This window comes from Burkholderia sp. R-40, from assembly GCF_049942845.1.
Taxonomy (GTDB): Bacteria; Pseudomonadota; Gammaproteobacteria; order Burkholderiales; family Burkholderiaceae; genus Burkholderia; species Burkholderia ambifaria.
The window spans coordinates 286,225-296,716 of sequence record NZ_CP187967.1 but is presented as its reverse complement, the minus strand read 5'-3'; the positions used below and the strand labels follow the sequence as shown (position 1 = coordinate 296,716).

Below are 10,492 nucleotides of genomic sequence, written 5' to 3'. Positions count from 1 at the left end.
CGGGACGCCCGCCCCGTGCGGCAAGCAGGGCACAAAAAAACGCCACGGAACGCGGGTTCCGTGGCGTTTTTCATGGCGCCGCGCGTGATGCGCGGCCCACGCGGGCGCGAACTTACTTCGTGTTCGCGTTCGCGGCGGCAACCGCCGTCATGTTGATGATCCGGCGCACGGTCGCGGCCGGCGTCAGGATGTGAACCGGCTTCGCCGCGCCGAGCAGGAACGGGCCGACCGTCACGCCTTCGCCGCCGACCATCTTCAGCAGGTTGTACGCGATGTTCGCCGCTTCGACGTTCGGCATGATCAGCAGGTTCGCTTCGCCCGACAGCGTCGTGCCCGGGAACGCGGCCTTGCGGACCGCTTCGGACAGCGCCGCGTCGCCGTGCATTTCGCCGTCGACTTCGAGGTTCGGTGCACGCTCGCTGATCAGCTTGCGGGCTTCCGCCATCCGGCGCGACGACGACGACGGCGCGCTGCCGAAGTTCGAGTTCGACAGCAGCGCGGCCTTCGGCGTGATGCCGAAGCGCTCGATCTCGGCGGCAGCCTGGATCGTCATGTCGGCGAGCTGTTCCGCGCTCGGCACTTCGTTCACGTACGTGTCGCACATGAACAGGTTGCGGCCCGGCAGCATCAGCAGGTTCATCGCCGCGTAGTGCTCGGCGCCGTTCGCACGGCCCAGCACCTGCTCGATGAACTTCAGGTGCGTGTGGTACGTGTCGATCATCCCGCAGATCATCCCGTCCGCATCGCCCAGGTGCACGAGCATCGCACCGATCAGCGTGTTGAACTTGCGCAGCGCGGCCTTCGCGACTTCCGGCGTGACGCCGTCGCGCGCGCCGATCTCGTGGTACGCCTGCCAATAGCGGTGGTAGCGCGTGTCGTCTTCCGGATTCACGATCTCGAAATCGACGCCGGCCTTCAGCTTCGAGCCGATCTTCTGCAGGCGCATCTCGACGACCGACGGACGGCCGATGATGATCGGCTTCGCGATCTTTTCCAGCAGCACGAACTGCGCGGCGCGCAGCACGCGCTCGTCCTCGCCCTCGGCGAACACGATGCGCGCCTGCTTCTGCTTCGCGGTCGCGAACACCGGACGCATCACCATGCCGGTGCGGTAGACGGTCGCGCCGAGCTGCTCGCGGTACGCGTCCATGTCCTGGATCGGGCGCGTGGCGACGCCCGAATCCATCGCGGCTTGCGCGACGGCCGGCGCGATCTTGATGATCAGGCGCGGGTCGAACGGCTTCGGAATCAGGTATTCCGGCCCGAACTCGAGCGAGTGGCCTTCATACGCCTTCGCGACTTCCTCGCTCTGCTCGGTTTCCTGGGCCAGTTCGGCGATCGCGCGCACGCACGCGAGCTTCATTTCTTCCGTGATCGTCGTCGCGCCGACGTCGAGCGCGCCGCGGAAGATGAACGGGAAGCACAGCACGTTGTTGACCTGGTTCGGGTAGTCCGAACGGCCGGTCGCGACGATGGCGTCCGGGCGCACCGCCTTCGCGTCTTCCGGGCGGATTTCCGGTTCCGGGTTCGCGAGCGCCAGGATCAGCGGGCGGTCGCCCATCGTCTTGACCATGTCCTGCTTCAGCACGCCCGCGCTCGAGCAGCCGAGGAACACGTCCGCGCCGACGATCGCGTCGGCGAGCGTGCGCGCGTCGGTGGTCGCCGCATAGCGCTGCTTCGACGGATCGAGGTTGCCGCGCCCTTCGTAGATCACGCCCTTCGAGTCGGCGACGAGGATGTTCGACTTCGTCAGGCCGAGGTTCACGAGCAGGTCCAGACACGCGATCGCTGCCGCGCCCGCGCCCGAGCACACGAGCTTCACGTCGGCGAGGTTCTTGCCGACGACCTTCAGGCCGTTCAGGATCGCGGCCGACGCGATGATCGCGGTGCCGTGCTGGTCATCGTGGAAGACGGGAATCTTCATGCGCTCGCGCAGCTTCTGCTCGATGTAGAAGCATTCCGGCGCCTTGATGTCCTCAAGGTTGATGCCGCCGAGCGTCGGCTCGAGCATCGCGATCGCCTCGACGAGCTTGTCGGGGTCGGACTCCGACAGTTCGATGTCGAACACGTCGATGCCCGCGAATTTCTTGAACAGGCAGCCCTTGCCTTCCATCACCGGCTTCGCAGCGAGCGGGCCGATGTTGCCGAGGCCGAGCACGGCGGTGCCGTTCGTGATGACGCCGACGAGGTTGCCGCGCGACGTGTACTTCTGTGCGTCGAGCGGATCGGCGTGGATCGCTTCGCACGCAGCGGCGACGCCCGGCGAATACGCGAGCGACAGATCGAGCTGGTTCGACAGCGGCTTGGTCGGGGTGACCGAAATCTTGCCGGGTTTCGGGTTCAGGTGATAAGCGAGTGCAGCCTGCTTCAGTTGTTCGTCCATGATTGACCTGCGAGAGACATGCGAAATTTTGACGGTTCAGTACACAGCACCTTGAGCCGCGTCTGCCGGGATCGAGGGGATGGTCGACTGCGAGACGGCTCGCGACGCGCCGGGTCGGCACGCCACCGAACCTTGGCGGGTGGGCAAGAGGAAGTACAAAGTACTGAACGATTTCTAAGGGTCGCCTAGTGTACACCCCCTAAATGACCTCTGTTGGTGCACCGCGGCATCCCTGGCATCGGCCTCCGCGTGATCGTGCCCCGTTTGTTTCGCCGGTGGTGAGCCGCGCGTCGAACCTGCGCGAGTTCCGCCGAAAACTGGCCCGAATCGGGTAAAATAGCGGGCTACGCGCGCAGCGATGCGATTGGCCCGCCGATCGCACCCCCGCCCCTCCGGCAGGTTCCCCTTGCTGCGCCGCCGGGCCCGCGCCCGCTCTTCGCTCATCACCCAAGGAATGCCCATGACAGGCTACGATCGTCAGTCGATCTCGGATACGACCGCCAAAATCCTGCTCGAAGTGCAGGCGGTGCACTTCAACGCCGAAAAACCGTTCATCTTCACGTCCGGCTGGGCAAGCCCCGTCTACATCGACTGCCGCAAGCTGATCTCGTATCCGCGCGTGCGTCGTGCGCTGATGGAAATGGCGGAAACGACGATCATGCGCGACGTCGGCTTCGAGCAGATCGACTCGGTGGCGGGCGGCGAGACGGCCGGCATCCCGTTCGCGGCATGGCTCGCGGACCGCATGATGGTGCCGATGCAGTACGTGCGCAAAAAGCCGAAGGGTTTCGGCCGCAACGCGCAGATCGAGGGTCATCTGGAAGAAGGCTCGCGCGTGCTGCTGGTGGAAGACCTGACGACCGACAGCCGCAGCAAGATCAACTTCGTCAACGCGCTGCGCACCGCGGGCGCGACGGTGAACCACTGCTTCGTGCTGTTCCACTACAACATCTTCAAGGAAAGCGTGTCGGTCCTGAAGGACATCGACGTCGACCTGCACGCGCTGGCGACCTGGTGGGACGTGCTGCGCGTCGCGAAGGCATCGGGCTACTTCGAGACCAAGACGCTCGACGAAGTCGAGAAGTTCCTGCACGCGCCGGCCGAGTGGTCGGCCGCGCACGGCGGTGCCACGGCCCCGAAGGAATGACGCCGCGCCGGCCCGCAGGCCGGCACCGTGGCTGAAAGAGCCGCTCGCCTGATCGCGAGCGGCTTTTTTTCGTCCGTCGATCCGCATCACGCCGCGCCCGATTGCCGGCAATGGCATGCATCGCTCATCGAACCCTAATGCTAGACTTGATCCATCGCCTCCATTAGCTGCGCAGGCAACGCACAACGCCAACAATGCCGGGAGCATCGATCCGGTTCACGTGACGGGAGAAGCGCCATATGCGTGTGGATCGCCGGATCACTTCGCCTGCGTGCCCGGGTCGTCCGTCTCCGTTCATCGTCGCCGTTCTCTGCGCTGCCGCGTGCGCTGCGTTCGCCGCCCTGCCCACGCGGGCGGAAGGCCCGTTCACCGTGTCGAGCGACGCGCTGACGCCCGGCGGGCGCGTGCCCGCCGCGAACGTGTTCGACCGCGGCGACTGCAAGGGCGAGAACCGCTCGCCGCAGCTCAGCTGGCACAATCCGCCGCCCGGCACGCGCAGCTATGCGATCACGATCTTCGATCCCGATGCGCCGGGGCACGGCTGGTGGCACTGGGCCGTCACCGGCATCCCGGCGAGCGTCACGAGCGTGCCGGCCGATGCGAGCGCGTCGGGCTTTCTGCGGCGCATCGGCGCGAGCGAGGCGCGCAACGACTTCGGGATCGACGGCTACGGCGGCCCGTGCCCGCCGCCCGGCAAGCCGCACCGCTACGTGATCACCGTCCATGCGCTGAAAGGCACCGACCTGCGCGTCGCGCAAGGCCGCCCCGCCCCGATGTTCGAGCACGAGATCGGCACGCTGACGATCGGCACCGCCCGGCTCACGGTCAATTACGGGCAGTAAGCGGTCGCGCACGTCCGGCGTCGCGACTGCCCGCGCCAGTGAAATCCCGTGCGTGCGACGCACGCTTTTCTCCCGTCATTTCGGCTTGCTAGACTCCGCTGCACCGCTCGCGGCATCCCGCCGCGCATCGGTCGCGCCGCCCGAGTGCGGCGCGTGTCGCGGCAGGCCATCGCGCCTGCCCTTTCGCCCCCTTCCGGAGAACGCTTCATGTCGAACATCGTCATCGTCTATCACAGCGGCTACGGTCACACGCAGAAACTGGCCGAGGCCGTCCATGCAGGCGCGCAGGATGCCGGCGCCACCGCGCGCCTGATCGCCGTCGGCGAACTCGACGACGCAGGCTGGGCCGCGCTCGACGCGGCGGACGCGATCGTCTTCGGCGCGCCGACCTACATGGGCGGCCCGTCCGCGCAGTTCAAGCAATTCGCCGATGCCACGTCGAAACCGTGGTTCACGCAGAAATGGAAGGACAAGATCGCCGCGGGCTTCACGAACTCCGCGACGATGAACGGCGACAAGTTCTCGACGATTCAGTATTTCGTCACGCTGGCGATGCAACATGGGATGGTGTGGGTCGGCACGGGCATGATGCCGGCCAACTCGAAGGCGGCCACGCGCAACGACATCAACTACGTCGGCGGCTTCACGGGTCTGCTCGCGCAGTCGCCGGCGGACGCGACGCCCGACGAGGGCCCGCTGCCCGGCGACCTCGAGACCGCGAAGGCGTTCGGCGCGCGCGTCGCCGAAGCGACGACGCGCTGGATGGCCGGCGGCCGCTGAACGCGCCGTGGCGCCCGCCCGCTCGCGCCGCGGGTCGCGGGTTCGCGGTTCGGGGGGCAGCGCAGCGCACGCGCGTGAAAGGGACGCAAGACGGCCCGCGGGCCGTCTTTTTTCGCCCCGTGCGGTGCAGGTCCGCCGGATGACGTCTTAAAATGGCGGTTTCAGGGCGCCGCGGCTCCCGTTTCATTCAGCGAGAACGAAATGAGCACCAAAGTTTTTGTCGACGGCCAGGAAGGTACGACGGGCCTCAAGATCTTCGAATACCTGTCGGCGCGCAACGACATCGAGATCCTGCGCATCGAAGAAGCGAAGCGCAAGGACGTCGACGAGCGCCGCCGCCTGATCAACGCGTCGGACGTCACGTTCCTGTGCCTGCCGGACGTCGCGTCGCGCGAATCGGCATCGCTGGTCGAGAACCCGGACACGACGCTGATCGACGCAAGCACCGCGTTCCGCACGAGCGCCGACTGGGCATACGGCCTGCCGGAGCTGACCCGCGCGCAGCGCGAGAAGATTCGCACGTCGAAGCGCATCGCCGTGCCGGGCTGCCACGCCTCGGCCTTCGTGCTCGCGATGCGTCCGCTCGTCGACGCGGGCATCGTCGCGCCGACCTTCGCCGCGCACAGCTACTCGATCACCGGCTACAGCGGCGGCGGCAAGTCGATGATCGCCGAATACGAAAGCGCGGCGCCGGGCGGCAAGCTCGCGAGCCCGCGTCCGTATGCGCTCGCGCTGGCGCACAAGCACCTGCCGGAAATGGCCGCGCACACGGGCCTCGCGCACGCACCGATCTTCACGCCGATCGTCGGGCCGTTCCTGAAGGGCCTTGCCGTGACGACCTACTTCACGCCCGAACAGCTCGCGAAACGCGCGACGCCACAGGACGTGCAGCGCGTGTTCGCCGAGTACTACGCGGACGAACCGTTCGTGCGCGTCGCGCCGTTCAACGCGGACGCGAACCTCGACAGCGGCTTCTTCGACGTGCAGGCGAACAACGACACGAACCGCGTCGACCTGTTCGTGTTCGGCAACGAAGAGCGCTTCGTCACGGTCGCGCGCCTCGACAACCTGGGCAAGGGTGCATCGGGCGCCGCGATCCAGTGCATGAACCTGAACATCGGCGCCGCCGAGGACGCCGGCCTCAACCGCTGATCCCGCTTGCACGCGATGCAAAGCCGGCCGCTGGCCGGCTTTTTATTTATGCGTCGCAGGCAATATATAAAATCCGGCTCGTGCATTTACAAATATTTACAAGCTTTCCATTGCGCGATTACCGGTGAATTAATTTCGTTCTCCTTTTCTCCTGTCAATCCCGAATAGGGATAAACCGGATACCCTCGCTTTAAACGCTTCCGTTATACGCGGGAAGGCTCCGCGAGCCGCCCGTGCGTGGCAATCGCCCAACTTCAGCGGCACTCTAGCGCCCTCCGCGCGTTTTAATTCTTACTGAAATCGCCAGCCTGCAAGGATTCCTAACGCCCGCTTTGTTTCAATCGCCTTTTTTAGACGAGTTCATCAATTGACAGCAAAAATCCGCGCAGCGACATTAGCTCGCACAATTAAACGATTGGAGACAGCGGCATGTCGCACGCCTTATCGAAGGGGGTGGCAACGGCCTTTGCCATCGCACCTTTCCTGATTGCCTGTGGTGGAGGGGACGGCGGCTCGCCCGCGCCCATCAACACCCCCCAATGTTCCGGATCGGACTGCGGCACGCAAGGCCCGCCGCCGTCGCAGCCCGTCAACGGCTCGCTGTGCCCGGCCGATGCCGACATCGTGAAGAGCACGTACCTCGGCGGCGCCGGTAGCGGCGAGGTCGTCAGCGTCAACATCGACGCGGTGGCGATGACCTACACGCTGAAGTGGCTCGAATCGCCGATTCCGCTCGCGACCGGCACGGTCACGCCGACCCGCGCCGGCACCACGATCACCGGCAAGGTCATCCACCCGCCGACCGGCACGCTGCCGACCGCGGAGCAGACGCGCTGCGCGTTCGTCCTCACGCCGGGTTCGGGTAAAGCACCGAACGGCTCGACCTATTCGACGGCCGCCGACTTCAACCATGCGAACCCGCCGATGCTGCTGGTCGGCATGGGTGTCGCGGGCGGCGGCATCCCCGGCGCGACGGTCCAGTACGACGGGCTGACGATCAGCGTGGTCGGCCTGCCGGTCTTCAAGAACGTCGGCCAGGTGCCGAACCGCCATTTCGACTTCTATCCGTTCCTCGGCTTCGCGAACACGACGACCGACCTCACGAAGCTGCCGGGCACGTACAACGCGCTGCTCTACCACCTCGTGCCGTCGGGCAACTACGCGACGAAGGGCACGAATTCGAGCGAGACGTTCGATGCGAACGGCGCGTGTACGTCGACGAGTGCGGGCGGCTGCCAGACGACCGGCGATCCGTGGACCGTCAACACCGCGAACGGCGGCTATCTCGACAGCGCGAAGGCACCGCAGATCCTGCCGCAGACGCAACTGCCGCTGATCGGCGCGACCGGCAAGTCGGCGACCGCGCACATGGTCATCGGCCAGCTCAACGGCGCGACCGTGCCGGTGGTGGTCCGCACGGGTTCCGTGTATCTGGGCACCGACCTCGCGCTGCATACCGATGCGAAGGTCGACGACGAATCGGGCATCGCGGTGCTCGGCGCGGCGAGTGCGATCCAGTCGGGCGCGATCGATGGCGGCTACGCGGGTGCGGACTCGAACTTCAAGTACACGGCCGCGCTGATCCGTGGCAGCAACGCGTCGTTCATCAACCCGACCACGCAGGCTGAAGAAGACGGCTTCACGCTCGACTACGGCCAGACGACGGCCGGCCTGCTGAACGCGACGACGAAGCCGCCGAGCGGGGCAACCTACCCGTCCGCAACAGGCGTCGTGATCGCGACGGGCGGACTGTACGCGGCGCTGATCCAGGGCACGGTGAACGGCGGCGTCACGCCGACGTCGGCGAACTCGAGCACGTCGTCGACACCGTACTTCGGCGTGGGTGCGCAGATCAGCAAGTAACGATGGGGACGCGGCGGCGGCCGGTTCGCCGCCGCGGGATGCAGGGAAGGCACGAAGCGACGGCGCCCGGCACGGCGCGGGCAGCACGAGCACAAGCAATAGAAGCGGTCGACAGGGAGCTGGCCGCCGGACAAGACAAATCTGGAGGAGCAACATGAAGCGCAACCTCATTCTGGCGGCGGCCTTTGCCGCCCCCCTTCTTTCCGCCTGCGGCGGCGGCAGCGACAATCCGCCCCCGCTCGTCGAAGACCGGCTCTGCCCCGCGTCGCTCGACTACAACACCGTCTACACGGGCGGCGCCGGCAGCGGCGAACTGGCCAAGGTGCAGCTCGACACGACCAAGATGACCTGGCAGGTCACCTATGTCGAATCGCCGGTGCCGCGAACGACCGGCACCGTTACCCCGACCCGCGCGGGCACCATCGACAGCGGCACGCTCACGCAGGAAACGATGCTGCCGACCAACAAGCTGAACCAGTGCGCGTTCCGCCTGAACGGCGCGAGCCTCGATGCGTCGCGTCCGGCGCGCATCTTCGTCGGCTTCGGCGTCGCGGGTGGCACGATTCCCGGCAAGGAAATCCAGTTCGCCGGCGTGCTCGGCCAGGCTGCCGTGCCCGACACGAAATTCCCGTACTACCCGTTCATCGGCTTCTCGTCGATCGAGACCGACATCACGAAGGTCGCGGGCACATACAGCCACGTCGGCTTCGGCGAAGTGCCGTCGCAGAACTTCGCGCCGGCGTCGATCGACGCGAAGGTGACGATCAACGCGAACGGCACGTGGACCAAGTGCGATTCGACCGGCCAGTTCGCCGGCGGCGCGTGCACGCAGCAGGGCACGAACTTCGTGCAGTCGGCCGACGGCAGCGGCGCGTTCCAGACGAACAACTACGCGAGCCAGCTGAAGCCGACGCTGTCGGCGACGCCGCAGGGCAAGGGCTTCATGATCGTCGGCAAGCTGCGCAACCAACTGGTGCCGATCCTCGTGCGCACGGGTGTCGCGAACCCGAACCCGACGCCGGACAGCAACGGCGTGCCGGGCCTGACGGCCGACGACGAATCGAGCATCTCGATCCTCGCGCCGCAGACCGCGGTCGCGGCCGGCTCGCAGAACGGCGAGTACATCGGCGTCGACAGCCGGTTCGACTACCGGACCACCGCGCTGATCAATAACCAGGCCACGCTGCTCGATCCGTTCCAGCCGTCGCAGGCCTCGCTCGCGACGCCGCTCGACCTGGACTACACGCAGAAGGTGCCGGGCACGGTCACGACGATCCATACGGGTTCGGGCAGCACGTCGCCGACCGGCAAGTTCATCTTCACGGGTGGCGTGTTCGGTTTCCTCGACAACGCGGGTTCGACGCCGTATTTCACGATCGGCGCGTTCGTCCAGTAAGCGGAGGCAAGCCGTGATGAAGAAGACCCTTCTCTGCGCGGCGGCCGGCGCCGCCGCCCTGGCGCCGCTCGCGGCGCACGCGCAGAGCGCCGGCAGCAACGTCGTCACGCTGGGGTGGTTCCACGTGATGCCGCAGCAGAGCAGCACGCCGATGACGACCAACGTCGCGCCGACGCCGATCAACACGCCGCTGCGGCTGCCGCCGTCGTTCACGTCGCAGGGGACCGGGCTGCGCACGAGCGGCGCGGATACCGTCGGCCTGACGGTCAGTCATTTCCTGACCGATCACATCGCGGTCACGTCAGTGGCCGGCGTACCGCCGGTGTTCAAGGTATCGGGCCAGGGGACGATCCGGCCGCCGGGCCCGGCCGGCGCGCTCGGCACGCAGAACATCGGGCTCGGCTCGGTGAACCCGATCGTGAAGAGCGTGCGGCAGTGGAGCCCGGCGCTGATCCTGCAGTACTACTTCGCCCAGGCGAACGCGAAGTTCCGGCCGTTCCTCGGCCTCGGCGTGTCGTACAACTGGTTCAGCGACCTGCAGCTCAACACGAACTTCATCAAGCAGACGCAGGACAACCTCGGCGCGATTCTCGCGGCGGGCGCGGGCAAGCCGGGTACGACCTCGGTGGAGGCGAAGGCGTCGTCGTCGTGGCAGCCGGTGTTCAACGCGGGCCTGCAGTACAACATCACCGAGCATTTCGGGCTGGTCGCGTCGGTGACCTACATCCCGCTGAAGACGACGTCCACGGTGACGATCAAGGCGGCCGACGGCACGGTGCTCTCCGAGTCGAAATCGGACCTGAAGGCCGATCCGATCATCAGCTATGTCGGGATGACGTACAAGTTCTGACGCCGGCGACGGAAGGGACGCAGGAAGGGGGAATGGATGAATGGATGGCCCGCGGCAAAATCGCGGGCAAAAAAAAGCC

General features: G+C 66.4%; 8 protein-coding genes. 7 read left to right on the top strand and 1 reads right to left on the bottom strand.

All coding sequences use genetic code 11. The features are described 5' to 3' along the window. Positions 1–112: 112 nt before the first annotated feature. On the bottom strand, positions 113–2,383 hold the full coding sequence (locus ACP26O_RS01300) for an NADP-dependent malic enzyme (RefSeq protein WP_105832052.1): 2,271 nt from the start codon (positions 2,381–2,383) through the stop codon (positions 113–115). 460 nt (positions 2,384–2,843) lie between these two features. Here ACP26O_RS01300 and ACP26O_RS01295 point away from each other — a divergent pair, with 460 nt between their 5' ends. The 7 genes from ACP26O_RS01295 to ACP26O_RS01265 all read left to right on the top strand — a co-directional run bounded on the left by ACP26O_RS01295 (position 2,844) and on the right by ACP26O_RS01265 (position 10,413). After that, entirely contained in the window at positions 2,844–3,530 is a 687-nt protein-coding gene (locus ACP26O_RS01295; RefSeq protein WP_006752465.1) for an orotate phosphoribosyltransferase, read from the top strand. 239 nt (positions 3,531–3,769) lie between these two features. Then, positions 3,770–4,372 carry a YbhB/YbcL family Raf kinase inhibitor-like protein gene (locus ACP26O_RS01290; protein WP_011655741.1) on the top strand — a complete coding sequence of 201 codons (603 nt, stop codon included), beginning with the start codon at positions 3,770–3,772 and terminating at the stop codon, positions 4,370–4,372. Between the two features lie 207 nt (positions 4,373–4,579). Next, positions 4,580–5,152 (top strand): flavodoxin family protein, encoded by a 573-nt coding sequence (locus tag ACP26O_RS01285; RefSeq protein WP_126227005.1) that lies wholly within the window; start codon positions 4,580–4,582, stop codon positions 5,150–5,152. A gap of 201 nt (positions 5,153–5,353) precedes the next feature. Next, positions 5,354–6,304, top strand: a complete 951-nt coding sequence (gene argC / locus ACP26O_RS01280; protein WP_012362872.1) for an N-acetyl-gamma-glutamyl-phosphate reductase — start codon at positions 5,354–5,356, stop codon at positions 6,302–6,304. A gap of 429 nt (positions 6,305–6,733) precedes the next feature. Further along, a complete protein-coding gene (locus ACP26O_RS01275; RefSeq protein WP_175665482.1) occupies positions 6,734–8,167 on the top strand; it encodes a DUF2957 domain-containing protein in 1,434 nt (477 codons plus the stop codon). A 154-nt stretch (positions 8,168–8,321) separates the two neighbouring features. Beyond that, the gene (locus ACP26O_RS01270) at positions 8,322–9,563 is read left to right on the top strand and encodes a DUF2957 domain-containing protein (protein WP_175665483.1); all 1,242 of its coding nucleotides are present in this window, start codon (positions 8,322–8,324) and stop codon (positions 9,561–9,563) included. Between the two features lie 16 nt (positions 9,564–9,579). Further along, positions 9,580–10,413, top strand: a complete 834-nt coding sequence (locus ACP26O_RS01265) for an OmpW/AlkL family protein (protein ID WP_175661429.1) — start codon at positions 9,580–9,582, stop codon at positions 10,411–10,413. The last annotated feature ends 79 nt before the right edge of the window (positions 10,414–10,492 follow it).

Coding starts and splice junctions, on each gene's coding strand:
- argC (WP_012362872.1), top strand. CDS start 5,354: ATGAGCACCAAAGTTTTTGTCGACGGCCAGGAAGGTACGACGGGCCTC.
- ACP26O_RS01270 (WP_175665483.1), top strand. CDS start 8,322: ATGAAGCGCAACCTCATTCTGGCGGCGGCCTTTGCCGCCCCCCTTCTT.
- ACP26O_RS01275 (WP_175665482.1), top strand. CDS start 6,734: ATGTCGCACGCCTTATCGAAGGGGGTGGCAACGGCCTTTGCCATCGCA.
- ACP26O_RS01285 (WP_126227005.1), top strand. CDS start 4,580: ATGTCGAACATCGTCATCGTCTATCACAGCGGCTACGGTCACACGCAG.
- ACP26O_RS01295 (WP_006752465.1), top strand. CDS start 2,844: ATGACAGGCTACGATCGTCAGTCGATCTCGGATACGACCGCCAAAATC.
- ACP26O_RS01290 (WP_011655741.1), top strand. CDS start 3,770: ATGCGTGTGGATCGCCGGATCACTTCGCCTGCGTGCCCGGGTCGTCCG.
- ACP26O_RS01300 (WP_105832052.1), bottom strand. CDS start 2,383: ATGGACGAACAACTGAAGCAGGCTGCACTCGCTTATCACCTGAACCCG.
- ACP26O_RS01265 (WP_175661429.1), top strand. CDS start 9,580: ATGAAGAAGACCCTTCTCTGCGCGGCGGCCGGCGCCGCCGCCCTGGCG.